Below are 20,608 nucleotides of genomic sequence, written 5' to 3'. Positions count from 1 at the left end.
TGAAAACACTCCCTGTGTAACCCCCGTCCGCCCCCCGGTGGGCGGGTTCTGCCCTTATCCGGTTGGGCGCTTAGCCCTCTGCAATTGCCTTGAAGGCCCGTCCGGCGGCCTCAAAATTGCGGGTCAATGGCGCGGTCAGTTTTGACTGCGCCGCATAATAGGCGCCAACCCGACATAGCTGGCGCGCATAGTCAGGATGTACCCCAGCGTCATCATATTTGATCACCCGCCGCTTGCTGAGCCAGCCGCGTTTCTTGACCTCTTTCTGGATCAATTTCAGCCGCTGCACCGCATGCAGGCTGGTATAGACCGACAGGTAATCGAGGTAATCAGCGATGTCATAGCCGGCACCATGATCAAAGGTGTCGATCATCACATCGGCCATCTTGTCCGGCGCCACCGGCCAGGTCTCATCAGCGATGAGCCAGGCAAAATCCTCGGCACCGTGGCGCAGCCCTGCATATTCAAAGTCAAACCAGCGGACAAAACCATCGTCGCCAATAGCGGCATTGCCTGCCCGACAATCCCATTTCAGGAACTGCCGCCCCGGCTGATCCATACGTTCCGCAACGGCGACAAAGTCAAACTCTTTGGGGATACCCATGGAATAAGCCTGCAAAGCATCCACGGAGCCCACCAGATTGATGATCCAATCCCGGTTGGAACCTAGGTGTGGCAACATCTCTGCCAGATCGGTCTGGCGCGCGGCGGCATGGATGCGAAAGATCGCAGCGCAGGCCTCTGCTGCCAGTTCCACCTGGTCACCAGCCCCATGCTCCATGACCTCGCTGCTGAGACGGGTCTCGCCGGTGTCGGACTGGAACAACACATCATCGTTGACGCCCAGAACCCTCGGGATGTCATCGCAATGCGGGCCCAGCTTTTCCAGCACATAGGCCTCCAGATGGGTGCGACGAAAATTGTCGCGCAGGGTGGCAATCGCGGTGTCCTCGCCAAAATGCAATCGCATGGAAGAACGGGATTTACCGCCCGGCGTCGTGATCCGGTCCGGAGCCTCTCCCAGAGTCTCTTGTGCTTTTGCGACGATATAGGCCGCGCGTTCATCAAAGCTTCCGTCCGCCATCGTCTCCACCCTCTCCTTGTTCCTGGACCACCTGCAATCCGGGCATCTTTGGTAACGCCTTAGGTGCAGAAGATGGCAATTTTCAGGAGAGAACGCGTCGCCTTGATGGGACAGACATGGCGGGGTTGGCCAAACATTTGCTGCCTTGGTACCCTCTGGGTGAGTCGGGTTGGCTCTTCACCGCAAATTCAGGAACAGTCCCTCAACCCGGATGTGTTTTGTTTCGAAAATGAAAGCAAAATACAGCAAATTTGCCCTAAATGCGGCGAAAACTTGGCTCAAATTCAGCGCCACTTTATTTGGTTTGGATGCGTTTGCCGCGTGGGCTCCACTGCGGCTTTGAAAGACTTTTTGCGAGGTGCTGAGTATGGGCTGGGGACATTTTTCTAACTGGGGTGGCGGACGTTCTGCCTGGGGCGGCAAAAGTGCCTGCCAAAGCAAAAGCTACCATGACGGCGGCGTGCGCGATGGTGGATTTGATCGCTGGTACAGTGACAAGCTCTCCAACCACTTTGGCGGCCGTGGTGGTCGCAAACATTGGCAGCGTGACGACGACCACGGCTCCGGCACTGGTGGCACCGGTGGAACGGGCGGTGGTCATGGCCGGTGGGGCAAAAAGAAATGGTGGCAGGATCGCAACCGAGACGAGGATGAAAACGGCTCAGGAACTGGCGGATCTGGTATGGGTGGATCCGGTACAGGCGGATCTGGCACAGGTGGTTCAGGAACCGGCGGATCTGGTAAAGATGGCTGCGGCAGCGGAGGCGGTCGCGGCGGGCATGGCCGTTGGGGCAAAAAGAAGTGGTGGCAGGATCGCAACCGGGACGAGGATGAAAACGGCTCCGGCACGGGCGGATCTGGCACGGGCGGCTCCGGCACAGGTGGATCTGGCACAGGCGGTTCCGGCACAGCTGGCACTGGCACAGGTGGCACTGGCACAGGTGGCACTGGCACAGGTGGCACTGGCACAGGTGGCTCCGGCACAGGTGGCTCCGGCACAGGTGGCTCCGGCACGAGCGGTTCCGGCACAGGTGGCACAGGTGACGGTGGCGATGGTGGAACGGACGGCAAAACCTCAGTCAGCTTCGAGATCGGCGGCAATGGCGATCCCAGCGTCACAGTCGAAGTGACCCAGACGCCGCAGGGGCAGCTCTTTATCAAACTGGAGCCAACCTCCTATGACGGCGAAGTGGCCGATGTCGACGGGTTGTTCTTCAACATGTCTGATGATGCCACTGTCGATGGGCTGAACTTCTTCCCGGATGAAAACGCCCTGCCCGTTACCGGCCACGCGGCAGAAGCCAATGCGGTCAACAGCCTGGACGATGGCGCCACTGTGCCAGAAAACTACGACGGCATGGTGCAGTTTGGCCAAGCGGCTGACAGTACCGACGGCACAGTGAACAACGCCAATTTCACCCTCTGGTCCGACTCTGGCCTGACACTTGATGATATTGACCTCAGTTCGATGTCATTGGTGGTGAGTAACCCGGATGGCAGCCAGGATGTGCTGTCTGGTGGCTATGACCCGGCTGCAGCGGCCTCAGACAGCAGCAGTTATGCCAATGGCGGGGTTTCGGATGCAGGCCTGGAAACCTGGTACGCAGCCAATACCGCCCCATCAGGTGGTTCTGACACTGCCCAAGACACCGGCGCGCCAGGCACTGAGGAAATTATGGCACTGATGAACCAGCCGGTTGAAGACCCCGCTGAGGACTGCCGAGAGGACGAGATGGAAAGCGACTGCATCGTCTAACGCGCAGCCACTGCTACTGAACCTAAGGGGGGCGTCTCATAGCGCCCCCTTTTGTTTATCCGCCACTGCAGAGAACACCAGAAAGTACGGCAGCTAGCCTTCAGCCGCGTCGAATGCCAATCTTGGCCCCGAGTTGGGCAGGACGCGCAAGCGCATTGTGATCAGCCTGCATCTGCGTCAGTCGCGCCTGCAGCCAGTCGGGGAACGGCGTCGCGCGTTTGCTGGCGTGATCAACATTCATCGCCAAGACTTCCTGAGTGGCACAGATCTGACCCTCCGCCTGGATTTCGGCCCAGAAATGGATCCGTTTGTGATCGTGATCAAACAGCTGGAAACGCACGGAGAAACTTTGCCCCTGTTTCAACTCTCGCAGGAATTGGATGCTGGATTGCAGGACAAACAGCCCCTGCTCTGCGGCACGCACAAAGGCCTCGCCATTGCCCAGCTGCTGGTCAAACAACTGGTCGATGGCCCGATCAAAGGCCAGCCCGTAGTAGCCCACGTTCATATGGCCGTTGTAGTCGATCCACTCCGGCAAGACCCTCTGCTCCGCCACCAGAATTGGCGCGGCATAGGGGCCATCATGGCCACCAATTGAATCTGTCGTCATGCAAACCACCCTCATTGAACTCTGCGCACCTGATGCACCGCATGAGGGCTTCGGGAAAGCAGAGCCTCACGTCACGGCAGGGGTTTGGTCTTGAACAGGCGGATTTTCAAACCGCCATGGGCCACCGGAGCCCCAAGTGGCAACAGCGGCAACCCCGTGGCCTTGGCCAGTCCTGTCTCGCTGGTGACAATGCCGACCCGCCAGCCGGAAAACCGCTCCATCAGGACCTTGCCCAGCGCGCCATAGAGAGCAAAGAGCAGTTTCTTATTGCCGATCCGGGCGCCATAGGGCGGGTTGACGATCACCAGGCCGGGCTTGCCCCCCTCTGGCGGCATCAGGTCGCTCACCGCGTGATGGCTGAACTGCGTGCAGCCCGCCACCCCGGCCCGTTCGGCGTTGGCCGTGGCCATCTCAACCGCGCCCGCGTTGCGGTCAGAGCCATAAAACTTGAGCGCCGAGGCATCGACATCCTGCGGCGTGAGCTCTGTCTTCAGCGCTTCATAGGCATCGGCGTCGAAACTGGCCATTTGTTCAAAGGCAAAGGTGCGGCTGCGCCCCGGTACCAGTCCCAGAGCGATCTCGGCGGCCTCAATCACAAAGGTGCCAGAGCCGCACATTGGGTCCATCACAGGTTCGGCCCCGTCAAAACCGCAGTCTCGCAGAAACAGCGCCGCCAGATTTTCCCGCATCGGCGCCTTGCCGACCGCAGATTTATGACCGCGCTTGTGCAGCCCTTCCCCTGAGGTATCAACGCTGAACTGGCACATATTATCGTCAATCCGCAGCTTCAGAGTCAGAGCCGCCTCTTTTGAAACCGTCGCACCAAAACTCTCAACCAGGGCCTTTTCCACCCGCTGGGCGGCGGCACCAGCATGGTAGATCTTGGATTTCTTGTTGGTGGTGACTTCGACCTTTACCGGCACATCCTTACGCAGCACCTCGCCCCAAGGGAATTTGCGCGACCGCTTATCCAGCTGGGCCAGGTGAAAGGCGCGGAACTCGCCAATGCGGGCCAGCACCCGGGCCGCGCCGCGCAGGCAGAGGTTGGCGCGCCAGACCTCGCGCCAATCACCCTGAACAGTGACGCCACCGGGCACGGATTTGGCTTCGGCAAAACCGGCCTCGCGGGTCTCCGCCAGAAGGGCGGCTTCCAACCCGGGGGCTGCGGTCAGGAAAATCTCGAATGTGTCTATATCGCTCATGCGGCTTTCTTACCCCGGTTGAGGGCGCGCGGCGATGGCTATTTAGACATTGTTTGCAGCGAGACAGACGTACAGTCACCACGAGTTGGTAAAGCAGGCTTCAATCAACTGGTGATTTGACTTTTGCGTACTATGCTCGCCACTCCTTTAGGATGATGGAAGCCTGAACAGGTTATTGCTATAGCTTTCCTGATTGTGTTCGCAGTACGATCTCTATAGTTGCGCCTCCTTCGGTATCATTTTTGGTCTTGGGTAGAAGTAGAACATAACATGAGTAATCGGGACTTAGTTGAGCGCTGGTTTGTAGAGATCTGGGAAAACGGCAATATGTCTGTGTTGGATGACATGCTTGACCCGTCTTTGGATGAAAATGACTTGCTGGACGGGCTGCCAGCCCCTCGAAAGGATTTTCCAATCTTGGTCGAGACAGTTCACATGCTCACTGGTCCGTTGAAAGTTGAATTCCTCCTGTTTTTCGAAAGCAATGACTGGACCTCCACCAGATATGTGATGACCGCACAGGGGGCTGATGGAGCAACCCCCTTAAAGGTTGAGGGGATAGCGCTTATCCGGTTTCGGGAGAAAAAGATTGTTGAACTGACATCAAAGTTCGACAGTTTCACCTTGTTTGAACAGTTGGGCCAGCTCCCTCCCGAGGCTTTGACGGCATGTCTTTCGGGACAAAAACTGACCTGGATCTAGCTCAAGTATTGGAGATTCGGGTCGCTCTACTCCAGGTCTCGCAGCCTAGTTGCGAGAAGAATCGTTAAGCCGATGAATTCCTGACCAAACTGCGAGGCCTCGCAGCTTCCAATATGTACACGCTGTGAGCCTTTGCTGTTCAAAACGCAAAATGCAGCGCTTCTCATCCTCCGAAAAATGCTGCGACGCAACAACCGTCCAGGCCTGACCAGTCTCGAAGGCGGTTCCAACCTCCACATTTCAAGTGTTTATTTTTCCAATCTTTTCATATGATTGCTTGAAACTAAATTTTTAGTTTGACAACCATGACGTCAATATGGAACCTAAATGCCAGTCAGATGCGAGAGAGCGCAGCTGGCCTTACAGACTTTTAGGGAGGAAAAAGATGCGCAGGTATCTTTTGTCCGCAGCAGCGGTATGCGCCGTGGCTGCGGGACAGGCGGTCTATGCCGATGAAGCAGCCGCACTTAAGTGGATCGACGAGGAGTTTCAGCCCTCGGTCCTGACCAAAGATGAACAGATGAGCGAGATGCAGTGGTTTATCACCGCTGCGGAGCCCTTCAAAGGTATGGAGATCAACGTGCTCTCCGAGGGGATCCCGACGCATTCTTACGAGTCGGAAGTTCTGACCAAAGCCTTTGAAGAAATCACCGGGATCAAGGTGAACCACCAGATCCTGGGCGAAGGTGAAGTGGTGCAAGCGGTTCAGACCCAGATGCAGACACAGCGCAATCTCTATGATGCCTATGTCAATGACTCGGATCTGATCGGCACCCACTCGCGGCTGCAGCTGGCCCATAACCTGACCGACATGATGGCGGGTGATTTCAAGGACCAGACCAACCCCGGTCTTGACCTCGACGATTTCATGGGCACTCAGTTCACCACCGGTCCTGATGGCGATCTGTACCAGTTGCCCGACCAGCAGTTTGCCAACCTCTATTGGTTCCGCAAAGACTGGTTTGACCGCGCCGATCTGCAAGAAGCCTTTAAGGCGAAATACGGCTATGATCTGGGTGTTCCGGTCAACTGGTCCGCCTATGAAGACATCGCCGAGTTCTTTAGCGAAGACGTAAAAGAAATCGACGGTACAGCGATCTACGGCCACATGGACTATGGCAAACGTGCGCCGGATCTTGGCTGGCGGATGACCGATGCCTGGCTGTCGATGGCCGGTGCTGGCTCCAAAGGCGAGCCAAACGGCGTGCCAATCGATGAGTGGGGCATCCGCATGGAAGCCGGCTCCTGTAACCCTGCGGGCGCAAGTGTTTCCCGTGGTGGCGCTGCAAACGGTCCGGCTGCGGTCTATGCGATCCGCAAATGGGACGAATGGCTGCGCAAATATGCACCTCCCGGTGCAGCGTCCTATGACTTCTACCAGTCGCTGCCCGCCCTGGCGCAGGGCAATGTCGCCCAGCAGATCTTCTGGTACACCGCCTTTACCGCCGACATGGTAAAACCGCAGTCCGAAGGCAACAACACCGTGGACGAAGCCGGTGCACCGCTGTGGCGCATGGCCCCCAGCCCACACGGCCCATACTGGGAAGAAGGCCAGAAGGTTGGCTATCAGGACGTTGGTTCCTGGACCTTCCTCAAGTCGACCCCACTGGAGCGTTCGCAGGCGGCCTGGCTCTATGCTCAGTTTGTTGTCTCCAAAACGGTTGACGTGAAAAAGTCCCATGTGGGTCTGACCTTCATCCGTGACAGCTCGGTCAACCACGAGAGCTTCTCGGAGCGTGCCGCAAACCTCGGTGGTCTGGTAGAATTCTACCGCTCGCCGGATCGTGTGGCCTGGTCACCAACTGGTGTGAACGTGCCTGACTATCCAAAGCTGGCGCAGATCTGGTGGCAGCAGATTGGTGACGTGAACTCGGGTGCCTTTACCCCGCAAGAAGCGATGAACCGTCTGGCCGAGGAAATGGACATCACCATGGCCCGGATGCAGCGTGCTGATGAGCAGGCAGAAATCTACGGCGGCTGTGGTCCACGTCTGAACGAGGAAAAGGACGCCGAGTGGTGGTATGCCAACGGTGGTGCCAAGCCTCCGCTGGAGAACGAGAAACCTGCAGGTCAGACCGTCAACTATGACGAGCTGGTCGCCCGCTGGGCCTCGCAGTAACCGCGCCTCCCCGTCGGGCCGGATCCCCTTCGGCTCTGGCCCGATACTTTGCCCCGCAGCGTTGTTCTTGCAATGCTTCGGGGCTCTTTCTCCCCTGCATACGTACAGACACGGCCCCTGTCAGTTTTGCTGCATGGCCGGTTGCCGGAAAGCTAAATAACGATGGCACTTGAACTAAGAAACGTGACCAAGCGCGTTGGCGCGGTCACCCATATCAAGGATACCTCCTTGCTGTTGGAGCCCGGTCATTTCAACGTCCTGTTGGGCGCCACCGGGTCGGGCAAGACCTCACTTATCAAACTGATGGCAGGACTGGACCCCATGGCCAGCGGTCAGGTGTTGATGGAGGGTGAAGATGTCTCGCGGCTCAGCACCCAGAAACGCAACATCAGTCTGGTGCACCAGTTTTTCATCAACTATCCGCATATGACGGTCTACGAGAACATCGCCTCGCCCCTCAAGGTGGCTGGGATGGCGAAGTCCGAGATCGAAGATCGCGTCGCCGAGGCGGCCAAGATCCTGCAGCTTGAACCGATGCTGCAGCGTCGCCCGCATGAACTCTCTGGCGGCCAGCAGCAACGCTGCGCCCTGGCGCGGGCCATTGCCAAGGAGAGCCGCGCGGTGTTTCTGGATGAGCCCCTCGCCAACCTCGATTACAAGCTGCGCGAGGAATTGCGCGACCAGTTGCCAGAGCTTTTTGCCGGGCGTGGCGCTGTGGTGGTCTATGCCACCTCGGAACCCGAAGAGGCACTGCTCTTGGGCGGTAAGACCGCCTTGATGCGCGATGGCCGTGTAACCCAGTTTGGCCCCACCGCCGAAATCTACCGCAACCCCGGCAATCTGGATGCGGCCCGGGTGTTTTCCGACCCACCCATCAACACCGCCGAAGTGGTGAAACAGGGCAGCCAGGTCCGCATGGGCCCCAATGTTGCCTGGGAGTTGAGCGGCGCCGCCGCCAACCTGGCCGATGGGCCCTATTCGGTTGCGGTGCGCCCCTATCACGTGCTGCCCACGCCCAGCGACAAGGCCCGTGTGCGCCTTGCGGGTGAAGTGCAGGTGACCGAGCTCTCCGGCTCGGAAAGCTCGGCGCATTTTGATCTAGGCCTGGGTCTCACCCATGCCAATTGGGTCTCTCTCGCGGCAGGGGTACACCCCTACGAGATTGGCGAAATGCATGACTTCTATTTGGACCCTTCGGCGTGCTACTTTTTTGCACCCGATGGCTCCCGCGCAGCCTGAGGCAGATATGGCTAAAATTACCCTTTCAAAGCTGCGGCACAGCTACATGCCCGCGCCCAAATCCCCGTCAGACTATGCGTTGAAGGAGATCGATCTGGATTGGAGCGACGGTGGTGCCTATGCGCTGCTTGGCCCCTCGGGCTGTGGCAAATCCACCCTGCTCAACATCATCTCAGGCCTGTTGGTCCCTTCAGAGGGGCAGATCCTGTTTGACGGCCAGGATGTCACCGCCCTGCCACCGGATCAACGTAACATCGCCCAAGTTTTCCAGTTCCCGGTGATCTACGACACCATGACGGTCTACGACAACCTGGCCTTTCCGCTGCGCAATCGTGGCCGCGACGAGGCCACGGTGCGGACCCGCGTCATGGCCATTGCCGAGATGCTGGAAGTCACCGAAATGCTGGACCAAAAGGCTGCTGGTCTGTCCCCCGACAACAAGCAAAAGATCTCGATGGGTCGCGGACTGGTGCGTGAAGACGTCAACGTGGTGATGTTTGACGAACCGCTGACGGTGATTGACCCGCATCTGAAGTGGAAGCTCCGTTCCAAGCTCAAAGAGCTTCACCAGCGCGTCAAAGCCACGATGATCTATGTAACCCACGACCAGACCGAAGCGCTGACCTTTGCCGATCAGGTTGTGGTGATGCAGAACGGCGAAGTGGTACAGATCGGCACCCCTGTCGAGCTGTTTGAACGTCCCGCCCATACCTTTGTCGGCCATTTCATCGGCTCGCCCGGCATGAATATCCTGCCCTGTGATTTGCAGGGCGGCTGTGCCCGATTTGGCGCGCATAAAATTGCCCTGGAAGGCCCAATCCGAGGTGATGCCCTTGGGGAGACCGAGATCGGCATCCGGCCTGAATTTGTGACTCTGTCCGACAAGGGGCTGCCTGCAACTGTTACCAAGATCTCGGATGTGGGACGTCACACGGTGGTGGAATGCCATGCCAATGGCACCCGTATCAATGCCATCCTCGAGGGTGCAGAGCAAAACAACACCCCAGCAAAAGGCGCAGAAGTGCATCTGGATTTCCACCGAGATCAGACCCGGCTCTATGTGGACGGCTGGCTGGCCAGTGACCCTCAAACCTCAGCGGAGGCCGCGCGATGAAAACCGAAAACCAAAAAGCCTGGTTCTTTGTGCTACCGGTGTTGGTGCTGGTGGCCTTTAATGCCCTGATCCCGATGATGACGGTGGTCAATTACTCGGTGCAGGAGACCTTTGGCGACAACGTGTTTTTCTGGCAGGGGCTGGACTGGTTCGAACAGATCCTGCGCTCTGACCGTTTTCACGCCGCCCTGGGGCGTCAGTTCCTGTTCACCTTCCTGATCCTGATCATCGAGGTGCCGCTGGGCATCATTATCGCGCTGTCGATGCCGCGCAAAGGCTTCTGGGTGCCGGTCTGTCTGGTTACCATGGCGCTGCCGATGCTGATCCCCTGGAACGTGGTGGGCGCGATGTGGAACATCTTTACCCTGCCCGACATTGGCCTTTTGGGCTATTTCCTCAACCATGTGCTGGGCGTCACCTATGATATGACCCAGAACCCGCTGGCCGCCTGGGTGACCATCGTCACCATGGATGTCTGGCACTGGACCTCGCTGGTGGTGCTGCTCAGCTACGCCGGGCTGGTCTCGATCCCCGACGCCTATTACCAGGCAGCCAAGATCGACGGTGCCTCCAATTGGGCGGTGTTCCGCTTTATCCAGCTGCCCAAGATGAAGACGGTTCTGACCATCGCCATCCTCTTGCGCTTCATGGACAGCTTCAACATCTACACCGAACCCTTCGTGCTCACCGGTGGTGGCCCCGGCAACTCCACCACGCTCTTGTCGATTGATCTGGTGAAGATCGCCCTGGGTCAGTTTGACCTCGGCCCAGCAGCCGCCATGTCACTTATATACTTTGCAATCACGCTTCTGGTCTCCTGGCTGTTCTACACGCTGATGACCAAAGACGATCTGAACTAAGGAGGGTTTGAGAGATGCAGAAACGATCCATCATCCCCATTGTCTATATCCTCTTCCTGATGCTGCCGATCTACTGGCTGGTGGCGATGAGCTTTAAGACCACAAACGAGATCCTCTCGGGCTTCTCGCTGTTCCCGCAGACCTTCACACTGGAGAATTACGCCACCATCTTCACCGACCCGACCTGGTATTGGGGCTATATCAATTCGATCATCTACGTGAGCATCAATACGGTGATCTCGGTGGCGGTTGCCCTGCCCGCGGCCTATGCTTTCTCGCGCTACCGTTTTCTGGGGGACAAACAGCTGTTCTTCTGGCTCTTGACCAACCGGATGGCACCGGCGGCTGTCTTTGCTCTGCCTTTCTTCCAGCTCTATTCCGCTGTGGGCATCTTTGACACCCATCTGGCGGTGGCCCTGGCCCATTGCCTGTTCAACATCCCACTGGCGGTCTGGATCCTCGAGGGTTTCATGGGAGGCATCCCCAAGGAGCTGGATGAAACCGCCTATGTGGACGGCTATTCCTTCCCGCGCTTCTTTGGCACCATCTTTATCCCATCAATCAAGGCAGGCGTCGGCGTTGCCGCCTTCTTCTGCTTCATGTTCTCCTGGGTCGAACTCTTGCTGGCGAAGACCCTTACAGCCGTGGCCGCCAAGCCCATCGCCGCCACCATGACCAAAACCGCCTCAAGCGCGGGCTATGAGCTGGGCCTGTTGGCCGCAGCAGGAACACTGACAATCATTCCGGGCGCCATCGTCATTTGGTTTGTCCGCAATTACATCGCAAAGGGTTTTGCGATGGGGAGGGTATAATGCTGACATGGATGGCCTGGACCTGGCCCACGGCGCTGGTCTTCATCGGGATCTTCTCCGCGATTGGCGTGCTGGTGCTACTCGAAATCCGCACCCCCGGCGGTGACACGCGCCGCGGTGTTCTGGGTCTCACCACCACCCGCGGGGATCGTCTGTTCATCACCCTTCTGGGCACCAGCTATATCTTCCTCGCCTGGCTCGGGCTCATCGGCATGCCCCTCTGGGCACCACTGGGGCTCTCCATCGCCTGGGGCTGTTTCACCTTTTGGAAGGTCTAACCCCACACTGCGGGTCAAGGGCGCCAAAGGCGCCGCGCCAGCGGCCTGCCCTTGACGCGCAAACCTGAACACAATTGCCATGGGCCTGAAGGGCAGATCTGCCCTTCAGGCCGTCTCAGCAAATCTCCCAACCCCTCCTCAGTCTCCAGAGGTTGGGTGGGCATATCACCTCTCCTCAGATTGAAATCGGCGCGCGGAAGCGCACATTTTGGCAAGGCCCGCCCTCTGCTAAAGAAATAGTTTTCAAACCCGCTGCTTTCCACTAGCATCGCTGAAAGACCAAAATGGACCGGACATCAGACGACATGCGTAAGAAACAGGACAATTCACTGCTGACCGAGGTTGAGCTTGAATTCATGACCGTCGTTTGGGCCACCGGGGGCGGCACCGTCAGGGAAATTCTCGCTGTGCTGAACCAGGCGCAGGAACGCGCCTATACCTCCGTGGCCACGGTTCTCAAAATCATGGAACAAAAGGGCTTTCTTACCAGCGATAGGGCAGACCGTTCGCTGATCTACCGCCCCGCCATTCCCAAAGCAGAGTATCAAAAAACCTCTCTGAAAAACCTTTCGAGCAAGCTGTTCAACGACACACCTGCGGCTCTGGTCGCGCGCCTCGTTGACGATGAAGAAGTTACCGACGACATGCTCGTTGAGATGCGGGCGCTGCTGAACGAAAGGTTGGGGGACAATGGAAACTGACGCGCTGATAAATAGCTATCTGGATCTGAACCTTCTGGTGCTCGCGGGCACCCTGCTTTGGCTCTCAGTGCGAAAACTCCTGTCCCATACCCAGCTGACCCATGCTTTTGGCGCCCAGCTGCGGCTGATGAATACGCTCACCCTGTTGCTGGCGCTCTCTCCCTTTATGATGTTTGCCTTCACCCGCCTGGTGATGGCACATCCGCCCAATATATCTGATCTATTGGTCTCACAGTTCCTGCAGGGCAATGTCAGCATGAGCGCCACCAGTTTTGAGACCCTGCTTGGGCTACGCGAGGACACCGTGCGGGTGCTCTCTACCCAGCAGCCACTCTGGACCCGGCTGCTGACCTGCGCGCTGGCTATTGGTGGCCTGATCAGCGCCGCTCAATTGGCCTCCTCGGTCTATCGCCTGCGCCGCGCATTGCGTCGCAGCTATGTCTGGAAAAGCATTGGTCGCACCCGAATTTTGGTCTCCGATGAGACTCCGGTCGCCTATTCCACCCGCAGCATTTTCAACCGTTATGTGGTCTTGCCCTCGGCCCTGCTAAGCCAGCCACAGGATCTCAAACTCACCCTGGCGCATGAGCTGCAGCATTTCCGCCAGCGAGACATCGAATGCGAATTCCTGTTGGAACTGCTACGCCCGCTTCTGTTCTGGAACCCCGCCTTTTACCTGTGGCGGCGCGAAGTCCGGCATCTGCGGGAGTTCGCCTGCGATCAGGCGCTGATGGCACGCCCGGGCCTCGATATCCGCGCCTATTGCGAATGTCTGATCCGCGCCTGCGCCCAGGCCGCACAGGAGCGTGTTTTCTTTAGCCGTCGCAGCCCCGCTGTTGCTCTGGTTGACCAGCGTGAAACGCGCCGCGCGTCAACGCTGCAGCAGCGTATCATTGCCGTCACCACACAGGCCCCGCATGACCAAACCGGTTTGGGTTGGGCGCTGGTGTCCGGTCTGATGGTTGCTTCGGTTTTCGCCACTGCCGTGCTGATGCAGCGACCCGGTGATTGGAGCCATGATCGGCTGATGTTGTCGACGATTGTCAATCTCGAGCGCATGGCTAGCCGCAACGCCTCCCCCAGCACAGTCGTGTCGGCCAGTGATATCTTGCAGGGTAGCTTTATGCCTGCCGAACGCTGAGCAATCTGGACGCTAAGCAAGCCAGTTTTAAACTTATTCCATATCAGGGAAAACGGCTGTTTGCTTGACCGTGCCGTAGACAAAACTGGTTTCAATCGACCCGACCCCTCCGATGGGGTGGATCTTGTTGCGGATGAAATTCTCATAAGCGTCCAGCCCCGCCACCAGAACCCGCAGTTGATAGTCCACTTGGCCGGTCATCATATGGCATTCCAACACTTCCGGCATCGCGGTGACCCGGCGCTCAAAATTCTGCACCACCTCTTCGTGGTGCCGTTCAAGGCGAATGCGCACAAAGATCTCCATGCCCAGCCCGTATAGTTTGGCATTTACGAGGGCGGAAAACCCGATGATCACCCCGGATTTCTCCAAATTGCGCAACCGCCGCAAACAGGGAGAGGGTGAGAGGTTCACTGCCTCGGCCAGATCCTGGTTAGACATCCGGCCATCTCGTTGCAGAGCACGAATAATCTGACGGTCTTTTTGGTCCAATGTCGCCACGTGGTCACCCCATAAAATTGGCATTTTCTGCCAAGTTTCCCCAAATCGTAGTCATAAATCTCACTTTCAACACCACACATCAAGGTATTATAGCGGAAACGCTGTGACAGAAGACTGCAATGAACCATCCCTCCAATACCACAGCTGGTTTTGCCTCCCAGGCAATTCATCACGCCCATGACGCGCAGGCCAACAAAGGCGCGCTGACGCCACCATTGCATCTCACCTCTACCTTTGCCTTTGCCTTTGCCTTTGCCTTTGAAACGGCCCAAACCGGCGGTGAGATGTTTGCAGGGGAACGCGCCGGTCATGTCTTTTCCCGCAATTCCAACATGCGCCTGGTTGATATCAAGGGCGCCAGCCAGATCGCCCATGCCCATGGCGCCAGGGTTGTGGTGAATAACATTTATGCCAGCCCCTCTCTCACCCGCCCCATCGAGCTGGGCGCCGATCTGGTGCTGCATTCTGCCACCAAATACCTGGGCGGGCACGGCGATGACGTTGCCGGGCGGCATGATTGCTTTTGATCTCAAAAGCGGGCTGGCAGCGAGACCGGCTTGGGTTGATCACGCGTGCGGTTTCGCCGGGAGATGTGGAAACGCGGGTCCAGCATCCAGCCTCAATGACCCATTCCACCTACACGCCGGAAGAGCGCGTCGAACATCGCAGCACCGAAGGTGCTGGTACGGCTGTCTGCCGGATTGGAAGACCCCGCAGATATCCTGCGTGACCTGAAGCAATCTCTGGATACCGTCAGCGAACAGGCCGCTTGACAGCGGCCCTGTTGGAAATCTGAAAGCGTTAGAACCGCTGCGGCGAAACTGCCGCCAGCGCGATTTCAGGGGGACGGGCCCTGATCAGATCCGCCACCAATTCTGCCGTTGCCGCCGACTGGGTGAGACCCAGATGGCCATGGCCGAAGGCGTAGATCACCGCATCTGATGCTGTGGAGGCCCCAATCACCGGCAGGCTGTCAGGCATCGAGGGGCGAAAGCCCATCCACTGGGTGCCATCAGAGCTGTCCAGCCCCGGCATAAAACGGCAGGCCTTTTTCAACAGCACCTCAGAGCGTTTGTAGTTGGGTGGCAGTTTCAGCCCTCCCAGTTCAACCGCGCCGCCAATGCGCACGCCACCATTGATCTTGCTGGCCACAAAGCCATGGCTGCCAAAGGTCACATGGGTCCTGAGATCGAAGGCCCCGGCAGGCAGGGTGGTGTTATAGCCGCGTTCTGTCTCCAGCGGCAGCACATCGCCAAGCCCGCGCGCCAGGTGGTGCGACCAGGCCCCTGCCGCCAGCACCACCCGGTCCGGCGTGATTTTGTGGCTGCCCAGATCCAGCGCTACAGAGCTGCGGTCGGCGCTGAGAGATTTGACCTCCTGCACCTCGATACGCCCCCCCCGGGACAGAAACTGCCCGGCCAGATATTCGCACCAGGTCTTGGGATCCACGGTATTGATCCAGTCCGGGGTATAGCCGGCATGGGTGAACTGGCGGCTCAGGCCCGGTTGGATTTCGGCAATCTCATCCGGGTTTTGCAACAGGTCAAAGCGGGTGCCATTGGCGCCACGCACCTCCCAAGCTGGCAGGCTGGCCCGGTATTCCTTTTCGCCCTCAAACAGTTGCAACTGACCGTCTCGCTGGATTAGGGATTCGCCATCTGTGTCGCTGATCTGGCGCTCCAGGGCTGCCCGGGCCAATCCCATCAGCGCCGCCTGCGCGCTCATCGAGGCAGCATAGCGGTCCTGCCAGCTGGCGCGCCAAAAGCGCAGCAGCCAGGGAGTCAGCTGGAGGGCATAGCGTGGCGGGATCGACAAGGGCCCCATCGGATCCAACAGCCATTTTGGTGCCTTGCGCATCATGCCGGGCGTGGCCAGCGGAATGATCTCGCTAAAGGCAAAGGCTCCGGCATTGCCCGCAGAGGCCTCTGCCGCCAACCCCTTGCGGTCATAGACCGTCACCTGATGGCCGAGGCTTTGCAGGCGCAGGGCACAGCTTACCCCAACAATGCCACCGCCGATGACGGCAATTGTCATGCCTGCCTGCGAAGAGACATCCGTTGCCGCCACATTGCCCATCACCCGTTCCTCACTTCGTGCCAAATCACCTGAGGCAAATCACTCTGCCTCAGGCGGGGTTATCTCGCGATGTCAGGGCAGTGTATAGGCCGTCTTTACCCGGGTGTAGAATTCAGCCGCATATGAGCCCTGTTCGCGCGCGCCATAGCTGGATCCCTTGGTGCCGCCAAAGGGCACATGATAGTCGACGCCAGCGGTGGGCAGGTTCACCATCACCATGCCCGCCTCCGCCTGCGCCTTGAAATGGCTCGCCCGTTTCAATGAGGTGGTGCAGATCCCGGCACTGAGACCAAAGGTACTGTCATTGGCCAGCGCCAGCGCCTCGTCATAGTCGCGGGCCCGCAGGACCGAGGCCACCGGGCCAAAGACCTCTTCGCGGTTGATGCGCATGTCGTTGCGGGTTTCGGTGACCAGGGCGGGTGCCATGTAGAACCCCTCCTGCGCCAGGCTGAGGCCTTCGCCGCCAATGACAGTGCCCCCTTCCTCTGCTGCGATCTTCAGATAGGACAGGTTCTGCTCCAGCTGGCGCGCATCCACTACTGGCCCCATCTGGATGCCCGCTTCCAGCGCATTGCCAACCTTCAGCCCCTGCATCGCCTCTGTAAGTGCGGCGACAAAGCGATCATGGATGCCCTCGGTAACGATCAAGCGCGAAGAAGCGGTGCAGCGTTGACCCGTGGAATAGAAGGCTCCGTTCAGACAGGCCTCGACAGCGAGATCCAGATCAGCGTCATCCAGCACCACCATCGGGTTCTTGCCGCCCATCTCCAGCTGCACCTTCTTCATGGACCCGGCACAGGCAACAGCAATGCCACGCCCGGTTGGCACCGATCCGGTAAAGGACACAGCATCGACCTTTGGGTGATCCACCATATGCTGCCCCACCACGGAGCCCTTGCCAAAGACGATATTGAACACACCCTCGGGCAGCCCCGAGCGCGAGATAATCTCTGCCAGGGCCCAGGCACAGCCGGGCGTGAGCTCGGCTGGTTTCATTACCACCGCATTGCCATAGGCAAGGGCCGGAGCAATTTTCCAGGCCGGGATGGCGATGGGGAAGTTCCATGGCGTGATCAAACCAACAACGCCAACCGGCGCGCGGGTCACATCCACCTCGACACCGGGGCGGACCGATGCCAAGCGGTCGCCGGTTTGGCGCAGGCATTCCCCGGCAAAGAACTTGAAGATCTGTCCCGCACGGGCTGCCTCGCCAATGCCTTCAGGTAAGGTCTTGCCTTCTTCGCGCGACAAGAGCTGCCCCAGCTCGGCCTTGCGGGCCAGGATTTCGCTGCCAACAAAATCCAACACATCAAAGCGCATCTGCGGTGTCGCCGCCGCCCAGCTCGGAGCAGCAGCACTGGCGCTGTCGATTGCGCGATCCATATCGGCTGTATCGCTTTGCGCCGCGGTGCCGATCACATCGCTGACATCCGACGGGTTCACATTGGGGCAGGCTTCGCTGGTTGCTTCCCACTGGCCTGCGATCAGGTTCTTATAGTCCATTTAAAATAGTCCTTTGGATTTTCGGCCCGGTTTCAGGCCTGGTTTCAGGCCCGAATGCCGGTGCGATAGGGGTCGTCCTTGCCAAAAAGCAGGGTCACATCAGCGGTGACATGGGCCTCGCCTTCGATCTGTGGGATCACCTGCCCCCGGTCATTGCGGCGATAGCTTAAGGTATAGGTGCTGCCGATAATGCTCTCCTGAATCCAAGATGTTCCCGGATCAAGCAGCCCATCCTCGGCCAGGCAGGCCAGCTTGGCGGAACAGCCGGTGCCACAGGGGGAGCGGTCATAGGCGCCACCCGGACAGAGCACAAAGTTGCGCCCATGCCCCTGTGGCGACTGCGGCGCTCCGAGAAATTCAACATGGTCGATCCTGGCGCCTTTGGCTCCGGTGATACCCTGCGTCCAGAGGGCGTCGCGAATGGCACAGGCCGCTGTGCTCAGTTGAGCGATGTTTGTACTCTCCAGATCAGCAGGGCAGTCCGGGGTCAGGAAAAACCAATTGCCGCCCCAGGCAACATCGCCGGTGATCTGCCCCAGCCCGGGCACCTCCAGGCAAACCGCCTTGGCATGGCGATAGCTGGCGACGTTTTCCACCACCACCCGGTTGGGAGAGATCAGTTTTGCCTCGACAACCCCAACCGGAGTTTCAAGGCGGTGGAGCCCAAAATAAATGCGCCCCAGATGGTACAGTGTCACCAGTGTGCCGATGGTCGCATGGCCACACATGCCCAGATTGCCCACTGGGTTAAAGTAGATCACTGCCGCCACCGAGTCCGGGCTTTTCGGCGGCAGCAAGAGCGCCCCCACCATGGCGTCATGGCCGCGTGGTTCCAGCAGGACCGAGGCGCAGAAATCGCTATGTTCCGTCTCCAGCCTTGCAGCCTGGTCAGCCAGCGGCCCGGATCCAAGATCCGGCCCGCCGCTCAGGATCAGCCGCGTTGGCTCACCCCCAGTATGACTGTCGATCACCCGCATCGTCAGACGGCAACATCGGGCAGCGTGGACCAGTTGGCATACCAGCCTTTGAACAGGGCATACTGCGCCTCGACATAGTTGCACTGGCTCTCTGTCAGGGTATCGCTTTCATTGAAATGCAGCTCATATTCGCTGTCACCGTTCAGCACCATCAGGTGTTTGTAATAGAGCACCAGATCGGCGCCTTCATCAAAGGAGGACAGGACAGCCAGTGCCTCTTCCAGCTCCTTGGCGCGGATACGGGCAGAGACATCTCCTGCAGCGGCCTGCTCACATAGGGCAACCAGATGCAGCACTTCGCGCGGCAGGGCATTGCCGATGCCGGTGATAGCGCCGGCGGCACCGCAATTCACAAAGCCATGGAAAACCGTGGTATCAACGCCAATCATCAGAGTGACGCTGTCGTCATGCCCGGTGATGTTTTCAGCCGCGTAGCGCAGGTCATCAGCGCCGCCAAATTCCTTGAACCCCACCAGATTGGAGTGCTCTGCGCGCAGGGCAAAGAACAAATCCGCCCGGGTGGCAAAGCCATAATAGGGGCTGTTGTAGATCACCGCCGGCAGGTCAGGAGCGGCAGCAAGAACCGCCTTGAAATGCGCCTTTTGCGCGGTAGCGGAGGATCCACGGGACAGCACGCGTGGGATCACCATCAAGCCCTGGGCGCCGACCTCAGCTGCATGGGCCGCATGGGCCGCGGCGATTTTACTGTTCACCGCCCCGGTGCCCACAATTGTGGGCACCCCAGCTGCGACCAGGCGTGCAACCCCCTCCATGCGCTCTGCATCGGTCAAGAGCGGCCAATCCCCCATGGAGCCGCAATAAACCACCGCCGACATGCCTGCCGCGATCAGCTCCTGCCCCTTGCGCACCAGAGCATCAAAATCAGGGCGGCGCTCCGCTGTGCAGGGGGTCATCAGGGCCGGGATGCACCCGGAGAAAATTGGTTTGCTCATAGTCTGTTCCTCACAGAGCCAGCCCCTACGGCCGGCGATTGATGGGCACCAAAACACCAAATCCCAACCCTCCCCAGAGATCCGGAGGAAAAAGCAAAGGCGCGCCTTGGCGGTTGCATTGGCGTTCTTCTATTTTATATTGGATCCAATTTACAATATATTTTCTCTCTCAGCTTTCCAGAAGACGAATTTGCCGCTATGAGAGATATTGAAGGAGTGCCTTATGAAGTTGAATTCCGTCGATATTTCAAAAACTGCATCGGCGTCCTCGATCGTTTTTGAGGCCCTGCGCAAGGCCATCATCGAGGGCGACGTCAAAGAGGGCGAACCCCTGCGTCAGGACGAAATCGCCCGGTTGTTCAACACCAGCCGAATCCCGGTACGCGAAGCGATCTCCAGGCTGGAAGAGCAAGGGCTGGTCAAAACGCAGCGCTACAAGGGCGCCGTTGTCTCTGGGCTATCCGCCACAGAAGCCGAGGAAATATTTGATTTCCGGGCTTTGATCGAACCAGAGGTGATCCGCCGCGCGGTACCTTTGATGTCGCAGGACACCCTGGACACCGCCCGCACTTCCTGGGCCGCATTCTCTGCTTCAGCTGATCCGATGAGCTGGGGGGATCTTAACCGTGATTTCCACTCAACCCTCTACCGGGCCAGTGGTTTGCAATATCATCTGGATATCATCGACAATGCCATGGACCGGATTGATCGCTACCTGCGCGCGCAGCTGGTGATGTCCAACGGCATGGCACGCGCCAATGAAGAACATATCGCCATTTGGGAGGCCTGTGTTGCCGGCAATGCCGCCCAGGCTGCAGAACTGACGCGACTGCATATTTCCGGGGCCCGTGAATCTCTGATCCAGAACATCAACAGCCTGCGCTGAACGGATCGGTCACAAAAAAAACGCGCCCCCTCTTGCAAGGGACCGCGTTCAAAATTTGTCAAAACTGAGCTCCCCCCCGAAATTCGGACACTGA

Annotated in this window: 19 protein-coding genes and 1 pseudogene; 12 read left to right on the top strand and 8 right to left on the bottom strand. The window is 58.6% G+C overall.

What is annotated here, in order from left to right:
• Nucleotides 1-70: 70 nt before the first annotated feature.
• Nucleotides 71-1,084, bottom strand: a complete 1,014-nt coding sequence (locus tag ED661_RS04760; RefSeq protein WP_122072803.1) for a hypothetical protein — start codon at nt 1,082-1,084, stop codon at nt 71-73.
• Between the two features lie 367 nt (nt 1,085-1,451).
• Between ED661_RS04760 and ED661_RS22075 the strand changes: the two genes are divergently transcribed.
• Nucleotides 1,452-2,840 (top strand): hypothetical protein, encoded by a 1,389-nt coding sequence (locus ED661_RS22075; RefSeq protein ID WP_216822433.1) that lies wholly within the window; start codon nt 1,452-1,454, stop codon nt 2,838-2,840.
• A gap of 100 nt (nt 2,841-2,940) precedes the next feature.
• On the opposite strand, the gene ED661_RS04750 is transcribed toward ED661_RS22075, so the two are convergent.
• Both ED661_RS04750 and ED661_RS04745 read right to left on the bottom strand, forming a co-directional pair.
• Nucleotides 2,941-3,450, bottom strand: coding sequence for a thioesterase family protein (locus ED661_RS04750; protein ID WP_122072802.1), 510 nt, complete (start codon nt 3,448-3,450; stop codon nt 2,941-2,943).
• A 71-nt stretch (nt 3,451-3,521) separates the two neighbouring features.
• The gene (locus ED661_RS04745; RefSeq protein ID WP_122072801.1) at nt 3,522-4,652 is read right to left on the bottom strand and encodes a class I SAM-dependent RNA methyltransferase; all 1,131 of its coding nucleotides are present in this window, start codon (nt 4,650-4,652) and stop codon (nt 3,522-3,524) included.
• A gap of 270 nt (nt 4,653-4,922) precedes the next feature.
• On the opposite strand from ED661_RS04745, the gene ED661_RS04740 reads away from it, so the two are divergent.
• From ED661_RS04740 to ED661_RS04700, 9 genes are all read left to right on the top strand, one after another.
• Nucleotides 4,923-5,354 carry an ester cyclase gene (locus tag ED661_RS04740; RefSeq protein WP_122072800.1) on the top strand — a complete coding sequence of 144 codons (432 nt, stop codon included), beginning with the start codon at nt 4,923-4,925 and terminating at the stop codon, nt 5,352-5,354.
• A gap of 385 nt (nt 5,355-5,739) precedes the next feature.
• Nucleotides 5,740-7,473 (top strand): ABC transporter substrate-binding protein, encoded by a 1,734-nt coding sequence (locus ED661_RS04735; RefSeq protein WP_122072799.1) that lies wholly within the window; start codon nt 5,740-5,742, stop codon nt 7,471-7,473.
• A 162-nt stretch (nt 7,474-7,635) separates the two neighbouring features.
• Nucleotides 7,636-8,712, top strand: coding sequence for an ABC transporter ATP-binding protein (locus ED661_RS04730; RefSeq protein WP_122072798.1), 1,077 nt, complete (start codon nt 7,636-7,638; stop codon nt 8,710-8,712).
• Nucleotides 8,713-8,719: 7 nt separating this feature from the next.
• A complete protein-coding gene (locus ED661_RS04725) occupies nt 8,720-9,826 on the top strand; it encodes an ABC transporter ATP-binding protein (RefSeq protein ID WP_122073326.1) in 1,107 nt (368 codons plus the stop codon).
• On the top strand, nt 9,823-10,686 hold the full coding sequence (locus ED661_RS04720) for a carbohydrate ABC transporter permease (RefSeq protein WP_122072797.1): 864 nt from the start codon (nt 9,823-9,825) through the stop codon (nt 10,684-10,686). The genes ED661_RS04725 and ED661_RS04720 overlap by 4 nt, the downstream gene beginning before the upstream one ends.
• A 14-nt stretch (nt 10,687-10,700) precedes the next feature.
• Nucleotides 10,701-11,498, top strand: a complete 798-nt coding sequence (locus ED661_RS04715) for a carbohydrate ABC transporter permease (RefSeq protein WP_122072796.1) — start codon at nt 10,701-10,703, stop codon at nt 11,496-11,498.
• A complete protein-coding gene (locus tag ED661_RS04710; protein WP_122072795.1) occupies nt 11,498-11,776 on the top strand; it encodes a DUF2160 domain-containing protein in 279 nt (92 codons plus the stop codon). Before ED661_RS04715 ends, ED661_RS04710 begins: the two co-directional genes overlap by 1 nt.
• A 284-nt stretch (nt 11,777-12,060) precedes the next feature.
• Nucleotides 12,061-12,477, top strand: a complete 417-nt coding sequence (locus ED661_RS04705; protein ID WP_254054770.1) for a BlaI/MecI/CopY family transcriptional regulator — start codon at nt 12,061-12,063, stop codon at nt 12,475-12,477.
• On the top strand, nt 12,467-13,618 hold the full coding sequence (locus tag ED661_RS04700; protein WP_122072794.1) for a M56 family metallopeptidase: 1,152 nt from the start codon (nt 12,467-12,469) through the stop codon (nt 13,616-13,618). Before ED661_RS04705 ends, ED661_RS04700 begins: the two co-directional genes overlap by 11 nt.
• Nucleotides 13,619-13,651: 33 nt before the next feature.
• Here the strand turns inward: ED661_RS04700 and ED661_RS04695 are convergent, their stop codons facing one another.
• Nucleotides 13,652-14,143, bottom strand: a complete 492-nt coding sequence (locus tag ED661_RS04695; protein ID WP_216822432.1) for an Lrp/AsnC family transcriptional regulator — start codon at nt 14,141-14,143, stop codon at nt 13,652-13,654.
• A 95-nt stretch (nt 14,144-14,238) separates the two neighbouring features.
• Between ED661_RS04695 and ED661_RS04690 the strand changes: the two are divergent.
• Nucleotides 14,239-14,892, top strand: a pseudogene (locus ED661_RS04690) (PLP-dependent transferase).
• A gap of 28 nt (nt 14,893-14,920) precedes the next feature.
• Here ED661_RS04690 and ED661_RS04685 read toward each other — a convergent pair.
• The 4 genes from ED661_RS04685 to ED661_RS04670 all read right to left on the bottom strand — a co-directional run bounded on the left by ED661_RS04685 (nt 14,921) and on the right by ED661_RS04670 (nt 19,628).
• On the bottom strand, nt 14,921-16,195 hold the full coding sequence (locus tag ED661_RS04685) for an FAD-binding oxidoreductase (protein WP_122072792.1): 1,275 nt from the start codon (nt 16,193-16,195) through the stop codon (nt 14,921-14,923).
• Between the two features lie 72 nt (nt 16,196-16,267).
• On the bottom strand, nt 16,268-17,698 hold the full coding sequence (locus tag ED661_RS04680) for an aldehyde dehydrogenase family protein (protein WP_122072791.1): 1,431 nt from the start codon (nt 17,696-17,698) through the stop codon (nt 16,268-16,270).
• A 44-nt stretch (nt 17,699-17,742) separates the two neighbouring features.
• Nucleotides 17,743-18,675: a proline racemase family protein gene (locus tag ED661_RS04675; RefSeq protein ID WP_122072790.1), complete on the bottom strand. Its 933-nt coding sequence runs from the start codon at nt 18,673-18,675 to the stop codon at nt 17,743-17,745.
• Nucleotides 18,676-18,677: 2 nt separating this feature from the next.
• Nucleotides 18,678-19,628 carry a dihydrodipicolinate synthase family protein gene (locus tag ED661_RS04670; RefSeq protein ID WP_122072789.1) on the bottom strand — a complete coding sequence of 317 codons (951 nt, stop codon included), beginning with the start codon at nt 19,626-19,628 and terminating at the stop codon, nt 18,678-18,680.
• Between the two features lie 223 nt (nt 19,629-19,851).
• On the opposite strand from ED661_RS04670, the gene ED661_RS04665 reads away from it, so the two are divergent.
• Entirely contained in the window at nt 19,852-20,514 is a 663-nt protein-coding gene (locus ED661_RS04665) for a GntR family transcriptional regulator (RefSeq protein ID WP_122072788.1), read from the top strand.
• Nucleotides 20,515-20,608: the final 94 nt, after the last annotated feature.

It is taken from the genome of Pseudophaeobacter sp. EL27, assembly GCF_900313025.1.
Lineage (GTDB): Bacteria > Pseudomonadota > Alphaproteobacteria > Rhodobacterales > Rhodobacteraceae > Pseudophaeobacter.
The sequence above is the reverse complement of the archived record's forward strand: the minus strand, read 5'-3'. Positions and strand labels throughout refer to the sequence as shown.

Excerpts from the sequence above, each read along its gene's own strand:
- ED661_RS04760 (WP_122072803.1), bottom strand. The coding sequence starts at position 1,084 with ATGGCGGACGGAAGCTTTGATGAACGCGCGGCCTATATCGTCGCAAAA.
- ED661_RS22075 (WP_216822433.1), top strand. The coding sequence starts at position 1,452 with ATGGGCTGGGGACATTTTTCTAACTGGGGTGGCGGACGTTCTGCCTGG.
- ED661_RS04750 (WP_122072802.1), bottom strand. The coding sequence starts at position 3,450 with ATGACGACAGATTCAATTGGTGGCCATGATGGCCCCTATGCCGCGCCA.
- ED661_RS04745 (WP_122072801.1), bottom strand. The coding sequence starts at position 4,652 with ATGAGCGATATAGACACATTCGAGATTTTCCTGACCGCAGCCCCCGGG.
- ED661_RS04740 (WP_122072800.1), top strand. The coding sequence starts at position 4,923 with ATGAGTAATCGGGACTTAGTTGAGCGCTGGTTTGTAGAGATCTGGGAA.
- ED661_RS04735 (WP_122072799.1), top strand. The coding sequence starts at position 5,740 with ATGCGCAGGTATCTTTTGTCCGCAGCAGCGGTATGCGCCGTGGCTGCG.
- ED661_RS04730 (WP_122072798.1), top strand. The coding sequence starts at position 7,636 with ATGGCACTTGAACTAAGAAACGTGACCAAGCGCGTTGGCGCGGTCACC.
- ED661_RS04725 (WP_122073326.1), top strand. The coding sequence starts at position 8,720 with ATGGCTAAAATTACCCTTTCAAAGCTGCGGCACAGCTACATGCCCGCG.
- ED661_RS04720 (WP_122072797.1), top strand. The coding sequence starts at position 9,823 with ATGAAAACCGAAAACCAAAAAGCCTGGTTCTTTGTGCTACCGGTGTTG.
- ED661_RS04715 (WP_122072796.1), top strand. The coding sequence starts at position 10,701 with ATGCAGAAACGATCCATCATCCCCATTGTCTATATCCTCTTCCTGATG.
- ED661_RS04710 (WP_122072795.1), top strand. The coding sequence starts at position 11,498 with ATGCTGACATGGATGGCCTGGACCTGGCCCACGGCGCTGGTCTTCATC.
- ED661_RS04705 (WP_254054770.1), top strand. The coding sequence starts at position 12,061 with ATGGACCGGACATCAGACGACATGCGTAAGAAACAGGACAATTCACTG.
- ED661_RS04700 (WP_122072794.1), top strand. The coding sequence starts at position 12,467 with ATGGAAACTGACGCGCTGATAAATAGCTATCTGGATCTGAACCTTCTG.
- ED661_RS04695 (WP_216822432.1), bottom strand. The coding sequence starts at position 14,143 with ATGCCAATTTTATGGGGTGACCACGTGGCGACATTGGACCAAAAAGAC.
- ED661_RS04685 (WP_122072792.1), bottom strand. The coding sequence starts at position 16,195 with ATGGGCAATGTGGCGGCAACGGATGTCTCTTCGCAGGCAGGCATGACA.
- ED661_RS04680 (WP_122072791.1), bottom strand. The coding sequence starts at position 17,698 with ATGGACTATAAGAACCTGATCGCAGGCCAGTGGGAAGCAACCAGCGAA.
- ED661_RS04675 (WP_122072790.1), bottom strand. The coding sequence starts at position 18,675 with ATGCGGGTGATCGACAGTCATACTGGGGGTGAGCCAACGCGGCTGATC.
- ED661_RS04670 (WP_122072789.1), bottom strand. The coding sequence starts at position 19,628 with ATGAGCAAACCAATTTTCTCCGGGTGCATCCCGGCCCTGATGACCCCC.
- ED661_RS04665 (WP_122072788.1), top strand. The coding sequence starts at position 19,852 with ATGAAGTTGAATTCCGTCGATATTTCAAAAACTGCATCGGCGTCCTCG.